18 protein-coding genes, 1 tRNA gene and 1 other RNA gene are annotated in these 19928 nt (G+C 54.7%); 11 read left to right on the top strand and 9 right to left on the bottom strand.

The window, feature by feature from the left end; genetic code table 11:
• Window positions 1-664: 664 nt before the first annotated feature.
• From ACFX4O_RS12595 to ACFX4O_RS12620, 6 genes are all read right to left on the bottom strand, one after another.
• Window positions 665-797, bottom strand: a non-coding RNA gene (locus ACFX4O_RS12595) — RtT sRNA.
• A 36-nt stretch (window positions 798-833) separates the two neighbouring features.
• Window positions 834-910, bottom strand: a tRNA-Pro gene (locus tag ACFX4O_RS12600).
• A gap of 91 nt (window positions 911-1001) precedes the next feature.
• Window positions 1002-2684 (bottom strand): kdo(2)-lipid A phosphoethanolamine 7''-transferase, encoded by a 1683-nt coding sequence (gene eptB / locus ACFX4O_RS12605; RefSeq protein WP_380209567.1) that lies wholly within the window; start codon window positions 2682-2684, stop codon window positions 1002-1004.
• A gap of 215 nt (window positions 2685-2899) precedes the next feature.
• Window positions 2900-3331 carry an organic hydroperoxide resistance protein gene (locus ACFX4O_RS12610; protein WP_131411366.1) on the bottom strand — a complete coding sequence of 144 codons (432 nt, stop codon included), beginning with the start codon at window positions 3329-3331 and terminating at the stop codon, window positions 2900-2902.
• A gap of 115 nt (window positions 3332-3446) precedes the next feature.
• Window positions 3447-4649 (bottom strand): MFS transporter, encoded by a 1203-nt coding sequence (locus ACFX4O_RS12615; RefSeq protein WP_380209565.1) that lies wholly within the window; start codon window positions 4647-4649, stop codon window positions 3447-3449.
• Between the two features lie 241 nt (window positions 4650-4890).
• Window positions 4891-5580, bottom strand: coding sequence for an autotransporter outer membrane beta-barrel domain-containing protein (locus tag ACFX4O_RS12620; RefSeq protein WP_380209563.1), 690 nt, complete (start codon window positions 5578-5580; stop codon window positions 4891-4893).
• Window positions 5581-5728: 148 nt separating this feature from the next.
• Between ACFX4O_RS12620 and tag the strand changes: the two genes are divergently transcribed.
• Both tag and ACFX4O_RS12630 read left to right on the top strand, forming a co-directional pair.
• On the top strand, window positions 5729-6307 hold the full coding sequence (gene tag / locus ACFX4O_RS12625) for a DNA-3-methyladenine glycosylase I (protein ID WP_131411372.1): 579 nt from the start codon (window positions 5729-5731) through the stop codon (window positions 6305-6307).
• A complete protein-coding gene (locus ACFX4O_RS12630; RefSeq protein WP_380209561.1) occupies window positions 6288-6734 on the top strand; it encodes an N-acetyltransferase in 447 nt (148 codons plus the stop codon). Before tag ends, ACFX4O_RS12630 begins: the two co-directional genes overlap by 20 nt.
• Here the strand turns inward: ACFX4O_RS12630 and ACFX4O_RS12635 are convergent.
• Entirely contained in the window at window positions 6697-9027 is a 2331-nt protein-coding gene (locus tag ACFX4O_RS12635; RefSeq protein ID WP_380209559.1) for a molybdopterin guanine dinucleotide-containing S/N-oxide reductase, read from the bottom strand. The two genes, ACFX4O_RS12630 and ACFX4O_RS12635, sit on opposite strands and share 38 nt — an antisense overlap.
• Window positions 9028-9217: 190 nt before the next feature.
• On the opposite strand from ACFX4O_RS12635, the gene ACFX4O_RS12640 reads away from it, so the two are divergent.
• The 5 genes from ACFX4O_RS12640 (at window position 9218) to ghrB (ending at window position 14384) form a co-directional block, all read left to right on the top strand.
• A complete protein-coding gene (locus ACFX4O_RS12640) occupies window positions 9218-10234 on the top strand; it encodes a LacI family DNA-binding transcriptional regulator (protein WP_131411378.1) in 1017 nt (338 codons plus the stop codon).
• 112 nt (window positions 10235-10346) lie between these two features.
• Window positions 10347-11108 (top strand): sugar phosphate isomerase/epimerase family protein, encoded by a 762-nt coding sequence (locus tag ACFX4O_RS12645; RefSeq protein ID WP_380209556.1) that lies wholly within the window; start codon window positions 10347-10349, stop codon window positions 11106-11108.
• Window positions 11101-12042, top strand: coding sequence for a sugar kinase (locus tag ACFX4O_RS12650; protein ID WP_380209554.1), 942 nt, complete (start codon window positions 11101-11103; stop codon window positions 12040-12042). The genes ACFX4O_RS12645 and ACFX4O_RS12650 overlap by 8 nt, the downstream gene beginning before the upstream one ends.
• A gap of 81 nt (window positions 12043-12123) precedes the next feature.
• Window positions 12124-13413 carry an MFS transporter gene (locus ACFX4O_RS12655; RefSeq protein ID WP_131411382.1) on the top strand — a complete coding sequence of 430 codons (1290 nt, stop codon included), beginning with the start codon at window positions 12124-12126 and terminating at the stop codon, window positions 13411-13413.
• Complete coding sequence (gene ghrB / locus ACFX4O_RS12660; protein WP_380209552.1) at window positions 13410-14384, top strand: glyoxylate/hydroxypyruvate reductase GhrB; 975 nt, start codon at window positions 13410-13412, stop codon at window positions 14382-14384. The genes ACFX4O_RS12655 and ghrB overlap by 4 nt, the downstream gene beginning before the upstream one ends.
• A gap of 58 nt (window positions 14385-14442) precedes the next feature.
• Here ghrB and ACFX4O_RS12665 read toward each other — a convergent pair whose 3' ends face one another.
• Complete coding sequence (locus ACFX4O_RS12665) at window positions 14443-15156, bottom strand: DUF3053 domain-containing protein (RefSeq protein ID WP_065369626.1); 714 nt, start codon at window positions 15154-15156, stop codon at window positions 14443-14445.
• Between the two features lie 390 nt (window positions 15157-15546).
• On the opposite strand from ACFX4O_RS12665, the gene ACFX4O_RS12670 reads away from it, so the two are divergent.
• Window positions 15547-15840 (top strand): HTH-type transcriptional regulator, encoded by a 294-nt coding sequence (locus ACFX4O_RS12670; RefSeq protein ID WP_131411386.1) that lies wholly within the window; start codon window positions 15547-15549, stop codon window positions 15838-15840.
• Between the two features lie 45 nt (window positions 15841-15885).
• On the opposite strand, the gene ACFX4O_RS12675 is transcribed toward ACFX4O_RS12670, so the two are convergent.
• Complete coding sequence (locus tag ACFX4O_RS12675) at window positions 15886-17505, bottom strand: ABC-F family ATP-binding cassette domain-containing protein (protein WP_380209550.1); 1620 nt, start codon at window positions 17503-17505, stop codon at window positions 15886-15888.
• A 412-nt stretch (window positions 17506-17917) separates the two neighbouring features.
• Between ACFX4O_RS12675 and ACFX4O_RS12680 the strand changes: the two genes are divergently transcribed.
• Genes ACFX4O_RS12680 through ACFX4O_RS12690 form a run of 3 tightly spaced genes read left to right on the top strand, consistent with a single transcriptional unit; the run spans window position 17918 to window position 19901 of the window.
• Window positions 17918-18289, top strand: coding sequence for a response regulator (locus ACFX4O_RS12680; RefSeq protein WP_380209548.1), 372 nt, complete (start codon window positions 17918-17920; stop codon window positions 18287-18289).
• On the top strand, window positions 18286-18927 hold the full coding sequence (locus ACFX4O_RS12685; protein WP_131411391.1) for a chemotaxis protein CheC: 642 nt from the start codon (window positions 18286-18288) through the stop codon (window positions 18925-18927). The genes ACFX4O_RS12680 and ACFX4O_RS12685 overlap by 4 nt, the downstream gene beginning before the upstream one ends.
• Window positions 18928-18929: 2 nt before the next feature.
• Window positions 18930-19901, top strand: coding sequence for a GGDEF domain-containing protein (locus tag ACFX4O_RS12690; RefSeq protein ID WP_131411393.1), 972 nt, complete (start codon window positions 18930-18932; stop codon window positions 19899-19901).
• Window positions 19902-19928: the final 27 nt, after the last annotated feature.

The raw sequence follows: 19928 nt of genomic DNA on the forward strand, positions 1-19928 counted from the left end.
GTGATATGTGTTGTTACCCATGCAGTGGGTATATCCGACAGGCCTTTATTAGATTTTTACCGGTCTGGTCGGTTGTGCCCGAAGGCGTTATGAGAGATGGGGATTCCTTTCACAAGGTTGACTGAGTTGCAGTGCAGATTCTCCTTGAAATGCCCCTCACGCCCTACAATCTGTCAACAGAATGTCAAAACGTCAATACAGGTAACCGGGATTTACAACGACGGTGAGAATCGGTAAACAAAGTTAAAAAAAACTTCAGGCACCTGTTTTCAGCAGGGAAATTTGTGCTAGCGGCAAGATGCCAGAATAATTCGCTTATTAATTCACCGTAATCAGTGATTAACATTCATGCATATAATGAAAAAATTCTTACGAAATGCTGAATATCTGAGCGATTAATGCCACGAACGTTAAAACGCACAGGTGAAAATGCTGCCTCTATCCATAAGCAACGCGAAAAAAGATTCAAACATATATAAAAAAATACAATGGAATATCGCACAAAAGAGTGATCTGGCAGCGGGAAATGGGGATAAGGGAGATTTTGGATAAAATTACAGGTTTCGCTGTTATGGTCGCATCTCTTCCCTGGGATGCTTATCCTCTTTCGGGTTCGAATGCAGAAAGCAAAAAACCCAACCTTACGGTTGGGCTTTTTTGAATTTGGTCGGTGATGGAGGATGATTCGCCACTGCGTGGCTCACCCTGCGGGCCGTTGCTGAAGCAACGTTCTCTCGCTACGCTCGAGTCGAACCTCTGCCCCCGGAGGTTCTCATCCTCTTTCGGATGCAGAAAGCAAAAAACCCAACCTTACGGTTGGGCTTTTTTGAATTTGGTCGGTGATAGAGGATTCGAACCTCCGACCCCTTCGTCCCGAACGAAGTGCGCTACCAGGCTGCGCCAATCACCGAATGCGGGGCGCATCTTACTGCCGCCGACATGCCCCGTCAATCCTTTCATGTAAAAAAGCTAACTGACTGGTGATAAAGCCAGCAAGCGGCTTATTTCGCCGCCTGTGACGGCAAATGGCACCAGTTGTTGTTCTCATTAATCCCGCCGTTCGGCGAGGTATAACCCAGGCATCCCATGATGGTGTCATACAGCTCAACATGGCGGCGCGGCGTTTTAAATGCCGCCTGCTGCTTGAGCTGCGCGAACATTTGCGCCTTCTGCGGATCCTGCAAATATTTGTCCGACATCCAGACCATCATCGGCACACGGAATTGCTCCGGCGGTGCCATTTTGCGCGGAGTACCGTGCAGATGCTCTTTCTCATTGATCGACTCACCATGATCGGCCGCATAGAACACAATCGCTTTGCGATCGCGCACCTTATCAATCACCGTATCGATAAAGTTGTCCACATACGTCACCGAGTTATCGAAGGAGTTAATCAGCTCTTCCTTACTGCACTTATCATCCACGCTGACACACTCCGGCGTCCATTTCGCAAAGCTGCGCGGATAGCGTTGCGTGTAGTTAAAGTGCGAGCCTTTGGTATGCATAATAATCAAGCGTTTACCGCGAATACCTTTATCCAGAGAAGCCTGCATCTCATTAATCAGCAGCATGTCATCGACGTTTTTGCCACGGTTGCGCGGCTCGGCGCCAATCTGCTCGCGGTACGCGATGTTATCGGCCATGGTGTTGCTGTAGAACCACATCTCGCTCTGCATGGCGTATAAATCGCTGGAAAAGCCGAGCTGTTTCAGCACCGAGAAAACGTTTTGCTCTTTCAGCGTACGCTGCGGATTATCTTCCACACCGCCCTGGCGCACAAACATACAGCGCAGAGAGAGTTTGGTCGCGGTATCACAGGAATAACCGCGGAACGCCACCAGGTTTTTCTCCTGTGACAGTTTCGGCGTGGTATCGCGGGAGTAACCCAGCATTCCCATATGATCCCAACGCGTCGTCTCGCCGATAATAAACACCACCATGGTGTCATCAATATCTTTCGGCGCAACATAGGTAAACTTTTTCGCCGGGTTGATCAGCGATCTGTAGTCGGAAGATTCGTCCACCTGCGCCCAGGCGTACAGGCCCAGCGCTGAAAGCCAGTTCGACGGCAAGTAAGAGTTTGCCACCACACCGCCATAGCTCGGCATATCGACGCCTGAGGTCCGCTCCGAGTTTTTCTGCTGTAAATCAAGCAGGCGAATCGGCCCCCAGACCATTAAACCCGCCAGCAGCACTATACCGACACTGCGAATGCGCACGCCTGGTGTGCTTACCTGGCGCAGCAACGTATCGCGGCAGCGGTTACTCCAGATGAAAAGCAACGGCAGCGCACTGACCAGCACGACCCACACGATAAGCTGCCAGCCCACCACTTCTTTGGAGAGATCGATATCCGTGGTCATGACCGAGGCAATAATGCCGTAACCAATCACCACGTTGAGAAACGTCATGTAATAGCTGGCCGCAGCGGAGAAAATAACAACCAGCGATGCCAGCATCCGCCAAACCCGGCGGCCCAGCAACGACAAAATGCGTAGCAAAAAGAAGGTGACCAGCACCGTACCAATGAGTTCGACAGCCGCAGAGAGTCCTTTCAAAACGGTGAACGCTTGTGCATAGCCATCAAATCGACGGTAGAACACAGCGCTATTCATAAACAGACCGATATATATCGCCAACAAGAAGCTCAGCTTCTGCTGCGTCATCGCTTTGATATAAGTCATGCAAGTACTCTGAAAAAAGAAAAAAACACCAGGCGACGCGTTGTTCGATAACGTCCGCAGGGTGGTAAGTCGCGAAGGAAGTTTTTCCAGGAAACTTCAAATGCGCGCTAAGTAGACCATAGCGGCAAAGAAAAGTGTCATGAGGAAGTGCTAACCGGCCATATATTTACAAAAAAATATGGCCGGGGTCAGAAAACCGTAATAGAGATGAGCTATCAGGAGGTGATCACGTTTAACTTCACATCAATATTGCCGCGGGTCGCATTCGAATACGGGCAGACGATATGCGCTTTCTGCACCAGTGCTTCCGCTTCCTGGTGATCCATGCCAGGCAGGTGAATATCCAGTTGCGCTTCAATGCCAAAACCGGTCGGCAACGGGCCAATGCCTACTTGGCCTTCAATATAGGCATCTTGCGGCACTTTCTTTTTCTCTACCGACGCAACATGTTTCAGCGCCCCGAGGAAACAGGCGGAGTAGCCTGCGGCAAAAAGCTGCTCGGGGTTGGTCACTTCACCGCCCGCACCGCCCATCTCTTTTGGCACGCCCAGCTTCACATCCAGCACGCCATCAGAGGAGGTTGCATGGCCATCGCGTCCCCCGGTTGCTTTCGCTTTCGCACGATAAACCACTTTTTCTAAAGACATTTGAGACTCCTTTAGTAGGTAGAACCTGACCAATAAGGATAGTCGCTCTGGCGGGAGTGTGCGGCAGATACAGAAAAACCGCCGACGTTGCGGCGGTTTCTGCACAATTTTACCTTCAGGCGTGCGCTTCTTTATAAACGCGGCGTTGCGGCTGGCGAATGGTGGTAGAGAGCGCCAGAGAAACAATCAGCAGCGCGAAGATGACGCAGAAAGTGACATAGAAGCCGCCAAACAGCGAAGCAATAATCGACCCGCAGATACTGCCGATACCAAAGCCCAGATAAATCACACCGTAGTTTTTCGCCAGATTGTTCAGGCCGAAGAATTCACTCACCAGCGACGGGAACACGGTGAGATTACCGCCAAAGTTAAACGCTACGCAGGCGATAGCGGCGAAAAAGGTCATGGCGTTCAGCGGTGCGAACAGCAGCGCCGCCATACCGACCAGAGAAATCACCTGGCCCAGCGTAATTACACGGATGCGGGAAATTTTGTCAGACAGCACGCCCAGCACCAGACGTCCACTCAGGTTAGCGATGGCAATAACGGTCACCGCACTTGCCGCTGTCAGCGAATCTAAATGCACCATGCCCTGTGCGATATCTTTCGCCACACCAATCACATACAGGCCGCTCATGCAGGAGGTCAGGAACATCACCGCCAGCATCCAGTACTGCGGTTTACGCATTGACTGGGCCAGCGTGAAGTCGTTTTCCACCACGCCATTAACCGTCGAGACTTTTTGCAGCGGCGCATCGGTCATCAGCATCGCGCCAAACACGATCATCACCAGCACAATCGCGCCCCAGATCATAAATGTGCTTTCCAGGCCAACGGTGGCTAATAGCTGGCTGTCGATAAATTTAAAACCCAGGCTGCCAAGGCCGTAAGAACCGATGGAGAACGCGGAGATCAACCCTTTGCGCTCCGGGAACCACTTCACGCAGTTGGAAAGCGTCAGCAAGTAACCCGCGCCGTCCGCCAGCCCCACCAACACACCGGCGCTCAGCCACAGCATCAAAAGGTTGCTGGAGTGCGCAGTCAGGAAGAAACCCAGCCCCAGCAGCAGGCCGGATGCGATGGTGACGCGTTTTACGCCAAAACGTTCCTGTAATTTCCCGGCAACCGAAGAAGAAAGCGCCAGACCAAGGCTCAGCAGGCCAAACGAGAAAGCCACCTGGCTTACCGGCTCACCCAGCTTTTCCGAAAGCGAGCTATTAAACAGGCTCCAGGTATAAACGGACCCTAATGCAAACTGCGTAATAATGGTGCCGAACAGTGTCAGCCAGCGAGTGCGATTAGCAGATGGTGTATTCATGGCAGTCGTCCTGCAAAGAAAGAGAAGGGATTCACTGCCGACAACAATAACGAAGCGCATTTCATGCCTGGCTAAAAAAGGCATGAAATGCGCGTCAGAAGGAATGAAATGCACGTAAGCGGGAATGAATGGCACGGGCATCGCTTCCCGCGCCGAATCGTAAATGTGAGTTAGTACATACTATCGTGATAAAACGCGCGGGGATTGTTTCTTAAGTGTAAAAAGTTTGTTTTAAATAGAATCAGAACCGCGCGCTTACGCCCATGCTATAGAGGTAATTTTGCCCAAAGGTGGCATTTTCCGACTGCGACATCGCAGCATAAGCCGCCAGGTGCGGATTCAGCAGCATGTCCGCGCCGAGTGTCACATCCATCCAGTTACCGTATTGGTTGGCGGCGGTTAAGCGGTAAAGCCCGGACTGGCTCTTCCAAACATTTTCACCAAATTGCTGGTTGAAACTGAGTTGTGCCCACGGGCGAAGGTCGCCAAAGCGGCTATTCACGCGCCAGCCGAGCGAACTCACGCTGGCGTGCCACAGCGGATCGCTGTACTGGATGGTGGTCGCGCTGTCGCCAAATTCGTTATACATTGAGGTCATTGAGCCATCGTAGTGCCACGCCGCAACCGGGCCGGTAGTCACGCTGCTTGCCAGCGGAATATTCAGGCCAATGCTCATGGTGCTGATGGAATCCAACGGGGTTTCATCGGGCAGATTAAACGCCACGCCGGGCAAATTTTGCGTCGAGCGGATGCGCTCTTCGAGAACGTCGTTATAGCGCGGCTGCCGATCGCTATCCCAGATGTAGCGTTCGGCGGTCACATTCAGTTTGTCGCTGCCACTGTATTCTTGTTGCCAGGCCGCCGCCGTCTGGCAAAAAAGCAGACAAGCAGGCAGCAGCACCAGCGAAAGGCCACTGCGGGTTATTTTCATCAAGTTGCGACTCCAGAGAAGAGCCGAATTCGGCGTAATTGTTATCGTTGTTTTTTAGGGTCAAGACCCTTTAATAAATATTGTCTTTCTGGGGTGCGCGTCAAGACAAGCAGAGGTTTATTTTACATATCACAGACGGAGTAAGGATATGCAGCGTTGTGGTTGGGTTACTCAGGATCCGCTTTATCTCGCTTACCATGATACCGAGTGGGGTGTTGCGCAAAAGGACGGGAAAAAGCTGTTCGAGATGATCTGCCTTGAGGGGCAACAAGCGGGGTTATCGTGGATTACCGTTTTGAAAAAAAGGGAAAACTACCGCAAAGCTTTCCACCAATTTGATCCTGAACGCGTCGCGGCGATGACGCCGGAAGAGGTGGATATTCTGCTGCAAGACGCCGGAATTATCCGCCATCGTGGCAAGATTGAAGCCATCATCGGCAATGCCCGCGCATACCTGGCGATGGCGCAAAACGGCGAGCCATTTTCAGAATTTGTCTGGGGTTTTGTTGATAACACCCCGCAACTCACTCAGGCCGCCACGCTTGCGGAAATCCCCACCTCAACCCCGGCGTCAGATGCGTTATCAAAAGCGCTGAAAAAACGCGGCTTCAAATTCGTCGGCACCACGATTTGCTACTCATTTATGCAGGCATGTGGGCTGGTCAACGACCATATTACCGGCTGTTTCTGCCACCCTGGAGGAAAGCATGATCCGCGCGTGGCATAGCAAAGATCTGTCGCCGCTGCTCACGCTGTGGATGGAGAGCACAAGCTTTGCCCATCCGTTTATTGATGTGCGCTACTGGCAGGACAGCGAAGCGCTGGTGCGCGACGCTTATTTGCCGGTCGCAAAAACCTGGGTCTGGGAAGAGTACGGCGAGCTGCAAGGCTTTATCAGCGTGATGGACGCACAGTTTATCGGGGCGCTGTTTGTGCGCCCCGCCGCGATTGGCCGTGGCATTGGCAAAGCGCTGATGGATCACGCCAAACAGCGTTTTAACTGGCTAAGCCTGGAGGTGTATCAGAAAAACGTCCGGGCAGTGAATTTCTACCATGCGCAGGGCTTTCGTATCGAAGATAGCGCCTGGCAGGAGGAAACGCACCACCCGACGTGGATCATGAACTGGCAGGCGGATCAAACGCCGTCAGCGTAAGCGCCGGTCCCTGATATTTTTCCACCCATGCAAGCGCCGTATTCCCGGCGCAACCATTGCCCAGCCGCGAGCTGGGCAGATCTTTGGTGAGCACATTCACCGCGCCATTTTTACAGATGCCGCCCGCTGCGTGGTCGAGATCCGGCCACGCGCCTTCGTGAATACAAATCACGCCGGGTTTAATCCCTTCAGTCACTACCGCGCCGGCCAGCACTTGCCCGCGAGAGTTCCATACGCGCACCACATCGCCCGCAACAATCCCTCTAGCCTGCGCATCAACAGGATGCAGCGTGACAGGTTCGCGGCCAGAAACGGCATACGTTTCCCGTAAGCGGGAATAGTTAAGCTGGCTATGCAGGCGATGCGCCGGATGTGCGGACAACACCTGTAACTGCTGCGGCTGTGCGTTGCCGTGCCATTCGTCCGGCTCCAGCCACATCGGGTGCGGCGGGCAATCGGCATAACCGAAGCTATTAATCCGCTCGGAGAAAATTTCGATTTTTCCGCTCGGTGTTTTTAAGGGGTTGGCTTGCGGATCGCGACGGAAATCCGCAAAACGAACGAAGCGCGCGTTCTGTTCACTCTCCGGCATTTCGATAAGCTGGTTCGCCTGCCAGAACTCGGCAAACGGCGGTAGCGTTACCTGCTGGCTGGCGCCACGCTCGGCAGCGATGTTGTAAAACGTCTCCAGCCATTGCAGATCGTTTTTGCCTTCGGTAAAACGCTCGCGACCGCCCGCTTCCCAGCGCTCGCTCAGCTCGGCAAACACCTCCCAATCATCGCGCGCTTCATATTGCGGCGCGACGACGCGCTTCATCGGCACCAGATGCTGATTGCTGTAATCACCGGTCATCGTCAGATCGTTACGTTCAAACGAAGTGGTCGCCGGCAACACAATATCCGCGTGTTTCGCCGCGGCTGTCCAGAAGCATTCGGAAATCACCACCAGCTCCGGTTTCTGCCAGGCGCGAATCAGCCGGTTGGTATCCTGATGATGGGTAAAGTTAGCGCCACCCGCCCACCAGACAAAACGAATATCCGGGAAGTGGCGGTCCAAACCGTTGTGCTGATACGGCGCGCCGGGGTTTTCCAGCGCTTCGACAATGCGCGCAACGGGGATTTTATCCACCGCGTCGATGCCGTCTTTCACCGTGCCCTGCATGGATGCCAGCACCGCCGCGCGGCGCGTTGGGTTGCCGCCGTTGGCGAAATGGTAAGAAAGACCAAAACCGCCGCCGGGTGTGCCGATTTGCCCCAGCATGGCCGCCAGCGTCACCAGCATCCAGTGTTTTTGTTCGCCGAACTGCTGGCGCTGCATTCCCCAGCCGGACATCAACATGGTGGTGTTTTCGTGGAAAAGTGCCGCCAGTTCGCGAATTTTGTCCGCATTAACGCCACAAATCTCTGCGGCCCACTCGGCGGTTTTTGCCACGCCGTCACGTTCACCGGTCAGGTAAGCGGCGAAGGTGTCGTAACCGACAGTGCAGCGGGAGAGGAAATCCGCATCCTGCCAGCCATTTTCCACCAGCGTATGCGCAATACCGAGCATCAGCGCCACATCCGTTCCCATGTGTGGCGCAATCCACTCCATGCTGTCGCCAAAGAAATCAACGGTTTCCGAACGCATCGGATCGATGCAGATCACCCGTTTGCCGCTTTTGCGCAACGCATCGAAATAAGGGATGCCTTGCTCGTCGGTGGCGTTCCAGGCAATTTTCAGCGTGTTGAGCGGGTTGGCGCTCCACAGTACGACCACTTCGCTATGCTCAAGAATAAGCGGCCAACTGGTCTGCTGCTGATACACTTCGTTGCCGCCAACGACATGCGGCATGATCGCCTGCGCCGCGCCGGTGGAGTAATCCCCCAAATGGCCGGTATATCCTCCCGCCAAGCTCATATAGCGTTGCAGCAAGGTCGCCGCTTTGTGCAGCACACCGTTGGAGCGCCAACCATAAGAACCGGCGAAAATCGACGAGGGGCCGTAGGTTTCGCGAATGCGCTGATGCTGCTGATGAATCAGCGTCAGCGCATCATCCCAGCTCACTCGCACGAACTCATCCTGGCCGCGCACGCCCTGTGGGCTGGAAGGCGACGCGAGAAAACCTTTACGCACCATCGGGTAGCGCACGCGCGTTGGGCTGTGCACCTGATCCTGCACAACAGTTTGCAGTGAGTTGGGGTGACGCGTCGGCAGTGCACCGCGCGAAGCGAGCACGTTTTCGCCGTCAGTGTCGACCAGCATTGGCCCCCAATGGGCAGCCGTGAGAACAGTTTTGATTGCAGAGTTTGCCAACGCGCGCTCCTGGATTGATTGCAGGTGGTGTCGATTTTGTTTTGCGCTCTATCATCCACAGCAGCAGCGCGATCGCAAAGAATTAAACGTCATTACGCTCTCACTGCGGGTGATAAGCCTTGCTTAGTGCTTGATTGCGTGCCATTTCGCGCTAAGGTGTGGGCAACCATTCACGGCGAGGGAAGCAACCATGGCGAAAACGGCGCGGCCAACAATCAGCGATGTCGCGAAAGCGGCAAAAACAGGGAAAACAAGTATTTCACGCTATCTGAATGGTGAAAAACATCTGCTTTCCGCCGCGTTGCTGGCGCGTATCGAGCAGGCTATTGCCGATCTCGACTACCGCCCAAGCCTGATGGCGCGCGGCTTAAAGCGCGGTCGCACCCGCTTGATTGGCCTGATCATTGCCGATATTACCAACCCCTACTCCGTGCATGTGCTGAGCGGCATTGAAGCCGCCTGCCGCGAAAAAGGATTTACCCCGCTGGTATGTAATACCAACAACGAAGTGGATCAGGAGCTGCATTACCTCGACCTGCTGCGCAGTTACCAGGTGGAAGGCATTGTGGTTAACGCCGTGGGGATGCGTGAAGAAGGGCTAAACCGCCTGCAACAATCCTCGCTGCCGATGGTATTGATTGACCGTAAAATCCCCGATTTCGCCTGCGATGTGGTCGGGCTGGACAACACCCAGGCAGCGACCACCGCCACCGAGCACCTGATTGAACAGGGTTTCGAAGCGCTTCTGTTCCTGAGCGAACCACTGGGTTCGGTGAATACCCGCCGCGAGCGGCTGGCTGCGTTTCGCGCGACACTAGCCCGCTACCCAGGCATGGTGGCGGAAAACGCCGAAATTGTGCTCCATGAAGCCGCGCAGCTCGACAATACTCTGCGCCAGTTCCACGCCAGCCACCGGGGAATGCGCAAAGCCGTTATCTCCGCTAACGGCGCACTCACGCTGCAAGTGGCGCGTTCACTAAAACGCATCGGCCTGAACTGGGGCAGCGATATTGGTCTACTCGGTTTCGATGAACTGGAGTGGGCCGAGCTGGCAGGTGTGGGCATCACCACCCTCAAACAACCGACCTGGCAAATCGGCTTTGCCGCCGTTGAGCAAGTCGTGCGGCGCATTGAAGGCCACAGCGATACGGTTCGCGAACAGGTTTTTTCCGGCGAACTGATTGTGCGTGGTTCGACGGCGCGTTAAATAACCTTCGTGATGACGATCATACTTCCGGCACAGTGACCTTTTCTTTGGAACCGGTTCCATCTAGCGTTAAAGACACACGAAAGCGAGATAATCGCCCGGGAGTCGAACAATGCAGAGAAAAATTATCGTCGTCACCGCCGCTTACGGCCACCCGCAAATCGAGGCGCTGGGCGGGCAAATCGCCTTGCTGCCCATTATCGCCGAAGCCGGAGCCGACGGTGTTGAGATCCGCCGCGAGCTGTTAAGCGAAGACGCGTTAACCCATCTGGCCTCACTGGCCTTCGCCATCGACCTGCATAACCTGCAAGTCTGTTACTCCGCGCCTGAGGCGCTGTTCGAACCGGACGGCGTACTGAACCCGCGCTTACCGGCCTTGCTGGCAGAAGCGCAGACGTTGAAAGCCCAGTGGCTAAAAGTTTCGCTCGGCCACTTTCGCCATAACAGCGAGCTGGAAACACTGCGCGACTGGCTGGCGACCAGCCCGGTGCCGCTGGTGGTGGAAAACGACCAGACCATATGCGGCAAACTCGCGCCAATGCTGCGCTTTAAAGCTGCCTGCCACACGCTCGCTTTACCGGTGAGTTTGACGTTCGACACCGGTAACTGGCTGTGGGTTGGCGAACATCCCGAAGAAGCCGCACGCCAGTTAGCGCCTGCGGTCAGTTATATCCATGTCAAAGCCGCCGTGACGCATGGCGACAGTTTCCGCGCCGTACCGCCGGACTCTGCCGATGCCCGTTGGCTGGCGCTGCTGAATAACTTACCTGCCGATGCACCGCGCGGTATCGAATTCCCACTGGAAGGCGAAGATCTGACCGCCGTTACCCGACATTACGTTAATTTGTTACGCGAGGAGCCGCATCATGCATAAACCGCTGGATGTCATCACGATTGGCGAAGCGATGGCGATGTTTGTTGCCTGCGAAACAGGCGATCTGGCCGATGCCGGTCAATTTATCAAGCGGGCGGCAGGCGCGGAGCTGAATGTCGCCACCGGGCTGGCGCGCCTGGGTTTGCAGGTGAGCTGGGTAAGCCGCGTCGGCGATGACAGTTTCGGGCGCTTTATCCTCAATACGTTGCGTAAAGAAAACATCGATACCACTGGTGTGACACTTGACGGGCGTTATGCCACCGGCTTTCAGCTGAAATCTAAAGCCGAAAATGGAACCGATCCCATTGTGGAATACTTCCGTAAAGGCTCGGCGGCAAGTCACCTCTCGACAGAAGATTTTCATGCGGCGCTGTTTAACGACGCCCGCCATTTGCACCTTAGCGGCGTGGCGGCGGCACTGTCGGCATCGTCTTATGCACTGCTTGAGCATGCGGCGCTAAGCATGAAAGCACAGGGCAAAACCATTTCGTTTGACCCGAATCTGCGACCGGTGCTGTGGAAAAGCGAAGCGGAGATGGTGGAAAAACTCAACCGTCTCGCCTTCCAGGCTGACTGGGTTCTGCCTGGGTTAAAAGAGGGATTCATCCTCACTGGCGAAAAAACGCCGGAAGGGATTGCCGATTTCTATCTACAACGCGGCGTAAAAGCCGTGGTGATCAAAACCGGTGCCGATGGTGCGTGGTTTAAAACCGCCAGCGGTGAACAGGGCGCCGTTGCGCCAGTAAAAGTGGAGAACGTCGTCGATACGGTCGGAGCCGGGGACGGTTTCGCCGTAGGCGTGATTAGCGCCCTGCTGGAAGGCAAAACCTTGCATGACGCGGTGCAGCGCGGTAACGCCATCGGCGCACTGGCTATCCAAGTGCCGGGCGACAGCGAAGGATTGCCTACCCGTGCGGAGCTGGGCGCGTTGTAACGCACCCTGCCGCCAAAACATGACTCACCGCCCTGTACCCTACAAACAGGCGGTCACCACCTCAACCACAGAGGCAACCTTATGAACGCTACAAATTCAACAAAACGCTGGCTGTATATCATGCCGATCGTGTTCATTACCTACAGCCTGGCCTATCTCGATCGCGCCAACTTTAGCTTTGCTTCCGCTGCTGGCATTAACGATGATTTAGGCATTACCAAAGGTGTTTCCTCACTGTTAGGCGCGCTGTTCTTTCTTGGTTATTTCTTTTTCCAGATCCCGGGCGCGATGTACGCTGAACGGCGCAGTGTACGCAAACTGATCTTCATCTGCCTGATCCTGTGGGGCGGTTGTGCCTCGTTAACCGGCATGGTGAGTAATATCCCGATGCTTGCCGCCATCCGCTTTATCCTCGGTGTGGTGGAAGCGGCCGTGATGCCCGCGATGCTTATCTATATCAGCAACTGGTTTACCAAATCCGAACGTTCACGCGCCAATACCTTCCTGATCCTCGGTAATCCGGTCACTGTGCTGTGGATGTCGGTGGTTTCCGGTTACTTGATCCAATCCTTTGGCTGGCGCGAAATGTTCATTATCGAAGGTATTCCGGCGGTGATTTGGGCGTTCTGCTGGTGGGTGTTGGTAAAAGATAAACCCGCGCAGGTGAACTGGCTGTCGAGTGATGAAAAAACCGCGCTGCAAACCCAGCTTGATAAAGAACAGCAGGGCATTAAAGCGGTGCGTAATTACAGCGAAGCCTTCCGCTCACGCAATGTCGTGCTGCTGTGCCTGCAATATTTCGCCTGGAGTATTGGCGTCTATGGGTTTGTCCTGTGGCTGCCGTCAATTATTCGCAGCGGCGGTGAAAACCTGGGCATGGTCGAAGTTGGCTGGCTCTCCGCCGTACCTTACCTGGCGGCGACGCTGGCAATGATCCTCGCCTCGTGGGCATCCGATAAGCTGCAAAACCGTAAACTGTTCGTCTGGCCGCTGCTGCTGATTGGCGCGTTTGCCTTTATCGGCTCGTGGGCAGTTGGCGCGAACCATTTCTGGGTCTCTTACTCACTGCTGGTGGTGGCTGGCGCGGCGATGTACGCCCCTTATGGGCCTTTCTTCGCCATTATTCCTGAAATGCTGCCGCGCAATGTCGCCGGTGGGGCGATGGCGCTCATCAACAGCATGGGCGCGCTGGGCTCCTTCTGCGGCTCCTGGGTGGTGGGTTATCTCAACGGCGCAACCGGCAGCCCGTCCGCGTCGTACATTTTCATGGGGGTAGCGCTTTTCGCCTCCGTGTGGCTTACTTTAATTGTTAAGCCTGCTAACAATAAGCAGATTCCGGCAGGCGCACCATCACAAGGGAGAACCGCATGAAGCCATCCATCATCCTGTATAAAGCCTTGCCCGATGATTTGCTGCAACGTCTGGAAACGCATTTCACCGTGACCCGCGTGGCGAACCTGAAACCGGAAACGGTGGCGCAACACGCCGACGCCTTCGCCAGCGCGCAAGGGCTGCTAGGTTCCAGCGAAAAAGTGGACAGCGAGCTACTGGAAAAAATGCCGCAGCTACGCGCCACGTCGACTATCTCGGTAGGCTATGACAACTTTGATGTGGATGCGCTGAACGCACGTAAAATCCTGCTGATGCATACCCCGACCGTGCTCACGGAAACCGTCGCCGATACCATGATGGCGCTGGTGCTGAGCAGCGCGCGCCGCGTGGTGGAAGTTGCCGAGCGGGTGAAAGCGGGCGAGTGGACATCGGGTATCGGCGCAGACTGGTTTGGCATTGATGTGCACCATAAAACGCTGGGCATTATCGGTATGGGACGTATTGGTCTGGCACTGGCGCAGCGCGCGCACTTCGGTTTCGGCATGCCGATTCTTTACAACGCGCGTCGCCACCACACCGAGGCGGAAGAGCGCTTTCAGGCCCGTTATTGTGATTTAGAGACGCTGCTGAAAGAGTCCGATTTTGTTTGCCTGGTGCTGCCGCTGACGGACGAGACCCATCACCTGATCGGTAAGGCGCAGTTTGAGATGATGAAAAAATCGGCCATCTTTATCAACGCCGGCCGCGGCCCGGTGGTTGATGAAGCAGCGCTGATCGACGCGCTGCAAAACGGTGAGATCCACGCCGCCGGGCTGGATGTCTTTGAGCAAGAGCCGTTGCCGGTTGATTCGCCGTTGCTGTCGTTGCCAAATGTTGTGGCGCTGCCGCACATCGGTTCTGCAACTCATGAAACCCGCTACAACATGGCGGAGTGCGCGGTAGAAAACTTAATCGACGCGCTGAACGGCAAGGTCGAGAAAAACTGCGTCAACCCGCAAGTGGCGAGCTAACGCAAAGCGCAATAAAAAAGAGGCGAACATGTCGCCTCTTTTTTTTGCCTGCGCCGGATTACTGCTGCGTGGCGGCGACGGTTGCCGTCCAGGCCTGATTGAACGCCTGATGCTGCGCCGCCAGCGGGGCAATCAGCGCGTTATACTGGCTGGCCTGCTGCGACGTCGGGAACTGAATGCCGTTGGCAACAAAGCTCACCTGCGTGTCCTGTTGAGCAATAAAATCACCCACCTGAACCAGTTGCTGTGTGAACACCTGTGCTGCCGGGATCAGCGGTTGCAACGCGTTGGCCGGGTTGGTGACCACTTTGGTAAACACCTGATCATAAACGGGTTTAAGATCATCAGCCTGTTTTAACGCAGCATGAGACGCATCGGCCTGCATTTTTGCGTTTTGCAGTTGCTGGCTCAGCACACCCAGCGAACCATTAGCCTGGCGAAGCGGTTCACGCTGCGTCATATAATCCTGCGGTACGCGGATAGCATTAACGCTGTCCACCACCGGACGCAGACCAGAATCCATCGCCTGGTTAACCTGCTGGGAATAGCCATAAATCACAGCGTAGTCAGAGACAAACGGGCCAAACTGTTTTTTCTGATCCGCCGTCAGCGCGGGCAGTCGTTCGCTGCTGCGCATGGCCGTATTTTGCAGGAAATCGATAAACGCCTTGCGCTGATCGCCCTCTTTGTCAAAACACCCACTCAGGCTTACTACCATTAATAACGCCGCAAGAGACGCGAACCAGCGAGAGCAGGACTTTCCTGTCGCCATTTTGTTACTCCTTTCACCCATAAAAGCGCATACCGGCACACGCGTGCCTGAAGGCTTACAAGGATAGTCCAGGTCTGCTTCGCAAGATACCCCTTCAATGCATTCTTAAACGCGCGAAACCGACCTGGCATGAAATTTTCCGCGAATCGGTACAGATTATTCTTAATCGAAAATTCTGCTGAAGGTTTACAAAAATATACTGAATAAATGCAGCCTGAGAGTAATCAAGCAATTAAGCGGTAACCCAGTGTCAAAACGTGTATTTCAACAGCATCAAAACGTTTCGACGCATAAATAATCACTGGCGCAACCACCACACCAGGAATTTTCACGACTATTCTTAATGAGCTGTATCACGATCCCGCTGTGTGATTTTACGAGGAGTGCTCGATGGAATATAAAGATCCAGAATTTGAGCTGCTAAGCAGCCTGGAACAAATTGTTTTTAAAAAAGACGTAACGCAGCCGGTAACCCTGAGCAAAAAGCCGAATTTCTTTAGTGACTTTGAACAATTGCGACGTGGAACCGGGCTTAAAATTGATGACTTCGCTCGTGCCATGGGAGTCTCTGTATCGATGGTGCATGAATGGGAATCACAACGAATAAAACCCACAGTCACCGAGATGAAACTGATGCGTCTGATTCATGCGAACCCAACGCTCAGTAAGCAGTTAATTGAATAAATAGTGATGTTAGAACCCCCGATAATCCGGGGGTTAATAGCCACCTTACTCCGCTTCGCAGTGCCAACCCTCTTCCCGCCATACCAGACTGTGCGTAAGCGTTAATCCCTGAAGAAATGCCTCGTCATGAGACACCACCAGCATCGCGCCAGGAAATGTCGCCAGCGCGGCTTCAATCGCCTGCGTTGATGCCAGATCGAGGTGGTTGGTCGGCTCATCCAACAGCAGCAACTGCGTGGCATCGCGCCGCCACAATACGCACGCCAGCGCCGCTTTTAACCGCTCGCCGCCGCTGAGCGCCGCCAGCGGCAGCATCACTTTATCTGCGCCCAGTTGCAGTTGCGCCAGGCGGCTGCGCAGTGCGCCCTCCTCCATCGGCGTATCGCCAGAATTGAGATGCGCCAGCACCGACAGCGAGAGATCGAGCTGTGATAAATGCTGATCAAGATACGCGCAGGTGACCGCGCGCTGACACAGACCGGCGCGGGGAGCCAGCTCGCCAAGGATCACTTTCAGCAGCGTCGATTTACCGCAACCATTCGGCCCGCGCACTGCCACGCGCATTGGGCCATCCATACGCCAGTTAAGCGGAGCAAGCGCCACGTGTGGCAGCAGCAAATCCTCCGTAACCAGCACCTGCTTACCGTCGGGAAGATGGCTGCCGGGCAGCGTAAACAGGACCGGCATTTCCTCTTCCACCCGCTCGCGCGCCTGGTTAACAGCGGTGTTAAGCGCTTCATTCTGGTCGCTGTGCTGCTTGCGCCAGCTCGCGGGCCGTTCTTTCGCCGCGTTCTTGTATTTCACGCGTTCAAACGAGGCAATATTTAACGTATCAACGGTTCGCAGCGTCTGCGCCGAGCGTCGCTGGCTGGCATCATGCTCTTTTTGCATCCTGCTACGGGTACGCCGACGCTCATTGGCGGCGTGTTCAAGCCCTGCTCGCGCGGCTTGCTGCTCCGCATCGCGTTGCCGCTGGTAGTCATCATAATTGCCGCCATAACTACGCAGCCCACCGGGTGTGAGCTCCAGAATGCGCAGCATCAGCGCCAGTAATTCACGATCGTGGGTCGCCACCAGCGTGCCACCGTTTCGCTGCGCCAGTTGCGCGTAAAACCACTCGCATCCCTGTCTGTCGAGGTGATTTGTGGGTTCATCCAGCAGCAAATAATCCGTCCTGGCGATAAACGCACTGCACAATAATGCCCGCACACGCTCGCCGCCACTGAGGGTAATGGCAGGTCGATCCGGGGCGAAAGTGGGAAGTCTGGCGTTTGCAAACGCTACATCCAGGCGTTCTGGCAGATCCCAGTGCCCTTCAAGCCTGTCGAGATCGTCGGGTTGGTAAGCGCCCTGTTCGATGCGCTGACGGGCAGCGAAAACATCGCCGTAACCAAGCAGTTCCGCCAGCGTAGTCTGCACAGAAAGCGCGTGCTGCTGTGCAATATACGTATGCGTACCGAAGCGTTCGATATGCCCGTGGGCGGGTGTTGCCAGGCCGGCCAGCAGACGGAGTAATTGCGTTTTGCCCACACCGTTGCGCCCCACCAGGCCGCACAGCGACGGTTCAAGGGAGAGATTAAGCGGGCCAAAAAGCGTCTCGCCCGTCGCAAACTGACAGGTGAGCTGATGCAAAATAAAAGCGGGGACTTGGGCGCAATGAGCCATAAGCACTCCTGAATGAAATCAATACATCCCCTGCCGACGCCTGCGCGTTTAGCAAGGATCCGAGTTCATCAGTCGTGTTTGTTCATTTTTAGAGAGCGCTCCGGTGAGACGAGATATTCGTCGGCGCAAAGGATAGCCGCATCATTTCTCCTCTTCAAGATTAAATTTTCATCACCTCGTCATAAAGACGCTAATCATTTGCATGTTATTGCCGATGAATAAGGTGACTTAACTAAAAGTAGCAGGCCGTGCGTGTAAACCGGGAAGAGAATTTCACAAAGGAAACAACGAAACAGCGCGTGATGTGAAAACACAACGATGTTGAAACGTTAAGCCGCATTCATCAGGGAAGAGAGCGACCCGGGCGCTTTGCATTGTCCTTTTTAGACAATGAATAACCAGACGAGAATGAATGATGTCGAAATATATCCTGATTGTCGATGACAGCCGCCTGTCACGCATGATTTCACGCCAGTATGTGCTCAACCTGCACGGGGACTGGAAAATCGACGAAGCCGGGACGGGCGAAGAGGCGATCGAACTGGCATCAGCAAACACACCTTATGCGATTTTACTGGATGTAAACATGCCGGGTATTGGCGGCATGGAAACCGCTTCGCGCATCCGCCAGACACACCCAGGCACACATATCATTCTGCTCACCGCCAACGTTCAGAACTCTATACAAACCGCTGCACAAGCGCTTGGTGTTGGCTTCCTGCCAAAACCGCTGAAAGAGCCGCAACTCCACGTGTTGTTGAACGGACTGGAGGCACATCCATGAGTGAATTGCCGGATATCAGCGAAATTGAAACCGACAGCCTGATGGAGATCTTCAACATCGGTGTCGGCCAGGCCGCCGCCGCGATGAGTAATATCGTTAATGAAGAAGTGCGGATGTCGGTGCCGACAATCCGCTTTACGCCACGCTCTGAAGCCGCTGATGAGCTGGGGGCGGGCATATCGTTATTCGGCATTAGCCAGCATTTTGAGGGCGCTTATGCTACCGAAGCGATTTTGATGTTTCCTGAAGCCGCCAGTTTTGAAATTGTGCGCATGATGGTGGGCGATCTGATCCCAGCGCATGAACTGGGCGAGATGGAACGCGAAGCGATGAGCGAAATTGGCAATATTGTGCTCAACGCCTGTGTCGGGACGCTGGCCAATATGTTCCAGAAAGAGCTACAAGGTTCGCTACCCGTGGTTCGCGTGGGCAGCAGCAAGCAGATCCTCAACCCAAACAAAGATGACAACGACCCGCTGGTGATGATGTTGCGCATCGATTTTGCGCTTGAGCGCCAGCAGATTCAGGGATACCTCGCCTTTATCCTTGATATGTCTGCGCTGCGTGACTTACGTGAACAGATCCGGCTTTATATCAGCCGTTTAGAAACAGGCAGTGTTCCAGACGGAATGCATTGAAAATGAAAGATAAGTTGTTGTTTGATGCCTTTTCATCCTTAAGCCTCGGCGTGATCATTGTTGACGCGCAGTACCGTATCGCCCTGTGGAACGCGTGGTTAGAAATGCACACCGGGCGTGCAGCCTGCGACACGGTTGGCGAGGATTTTTTTAGCGTATTCCCCGATCTGGCCTGTCACCGCGTCGGCGATGCGATTCGTCAGGCTATTGACCACAATTTATCTGCCCTGCTTTCGCAATCTTTGCACCGTTCACCCTTCCCGCTCTACGCCGAACCTTCACGCCCCGGCGCGCGCCTGAGCCAGGCGGTAACGATTGTGCCATTAGGCGATAGTGAACGGTATTGCCTGATTCAGATAGCCGATGTCACCGCCGCCGTGCGCCGCGAATCATTACTGCGCGAACAGGCGCATGAGCTGCTGTCACAATCGCTTTCGGATGGGCTTACCGGCGTTGGCAACCGCCGTTATTTCGACCTTTGCATTGAGCGTGAATGGCGCGCCAGCAAGCGCAATAACAAGCCGCTGTCGCTGCTGCTGATTGATGTGGATTACTTCAAGCTTTATAACGACTGCAATGGCCACCAGCGCGGCGATGAGTGTTTACAGCAAATTGCTATGGCGATGCGCGGTGCGCTGAAAAAACCTGCCGATGTCCTGTTCCGTTATGGTGGAGAGGAGTTCTGCGCCCTGCTACCCGAAACCCGCTGTGCCGATGCCGTTGAGCTCGCCGAGACACTCCGCACCAGCGTACAGCTACTGGATTTGCCCCACACCAGTTCCCCCGGTGGTATCGTCAGCGTCAGTATTGGTGTCGCCAGTCTCTGCCAGAAAAACCACACCGAGTACGGGCAGCTTATCCAGAGCGCCGACAATGCGTTGTATGAAGCTAAGCGCGCAGGCCGTAACAACGTTCGCGTCAATTCCACGTTTACGCCGTTCGTCCCTTACCCCGGCGAGCAAAACACGCCGTAACCCTGATTCCAGACATAAAAAAACCCG

Source organism: Kosakonia sp. YIM B13571 (assembly GCF_042788095.1).
In the GTDB taxonomy this organism is placed as follows: domain Bacteria; phylum Pseudomonadota; class Gammaproteobacteria; order Enterobacterales; family Enterobacteriaceae; genus Kosakonia; species Kosakonia quasisacchari.

Bases quoted from the DNA above. Each gene is read 5' to 3' on its own strand.
- ACFX4O_RS12675 (WP_380209550.1), bottom strand. From the start codon at position 17,505: ATGGCTCATTGCGCCCAAGTCCCCGCTTTTATTTTGCATCAGCTCACC.
- ACFX4O_RS12640 (WP_131411378.1), top strand. From the start codon at position 9,218: ATGGCGAAAACGGCGCGGCCAACAATCAGCGATGTCGCGAAAGCGGCA.
- ACFX4O_RS12685 (WP_131411391.1), top strand. From the start codon at position 18,286: ATGAGTGAATTGCCGGATATCAGCGAAATTGAAACCGACAGCCTGATG.
- ACFX4O_RS12670 (WP_131411386.1), top strand. From the start codon at position 15,547: ATGGAATATAAAGATCCAGAATTTGAGCTGCTAAGCAGCCTGGAACAA.
- ACFX4O_RS12610 (WP_131411366.1), bottom strand. From the start codon at position 3,331: ATGTCTTTAGAAAAAGTGGTTTATCGTGCGAAAGCGAAAGCAACCGGG.
- ACFX4O_RS12630 (WP_380209561.1), top strand. From the start codon at position 6,288: ATGATCCGCGCGTGGCATAGCAAAGATCTGTCGCCGCTGCTCACGCTG.
- ACFX4O_RS12650 (WP_380209554.1), top strand. From the start codon at position 11,101: ATGCATAAACCGCTGGATGTCATCACGATTGGCGAAGCGATGGCGATG.
- ghrB (WP_380209552.1), top strand. From the start codon at position 13,410: ATGAAGCCATCCATCATCCTGTATAAAGCCTTGCCCGATGATTTGCTG.
- ACFX4O_RS12620 (WP_380209563.1), bottom strand. From the start codon at position 5,580: ATGAAAATAACCCGCAGTGGCCTTTCGCTGGTGCTGCTGCCTGCTTGT.
- ACFX4O_RS12665 (WP_065369626.1), bottom strand. From the start codon at position 15,156: ATGGCGACAGGAAAGTCCTGCTCTCGCTGGTTCGCGTCTCTTGCGGCG.
- ACFX4O_RS12690 (WP_131411393.1), top strand. From the start codon at position 18,930: ATGAAAGATAAGTTGTTGTTTGATGCCTTTTCATCCTTAAGCCTCGGC.
- ACFX4O_RS12615 (WP_380209565.1), bottom strand. From the start codon at position 4,649: ATGAATACACCATCTGCTAATCGCACTCGCTGGCTGACACTGTTCGGC.
- ACFX4O_RS12680 (WP_380209548.1), top strand. From the start codon at position 17,918: ATGATGTCGAAATATATCCTGATTGTCGATGACAGCCGCCTGTCACGC.
- ACFX4O_RS12655 (WP_131411382.1), top strand. From the start codon at position 12,124: ATGAACGCTACAAATTCAACAAAACGCTGGCTGTATATCATGCCGATC.
- eptB (WP_380209567.1), bottom strand. From the start codon at position 2,684: ATGACTTATATCAAAGCGATGACGCAGCAGAAGCTGAGCTTCTTGTTG.
- ACFX4O_RS12645 (WP_380209556.1), top strand. From the start codon at position 10,347: ATGCAGAGAAAAATTATCGTCGTCACCGCCGCTTACGGCCACCCGCAA.
- tag (WP_131411372.1), top strand. From the start codon at position 5,729: ATGCAGCGTTGTGGTTGGGTTACTCAGGATCCGCTTTATCTCGCTTAC.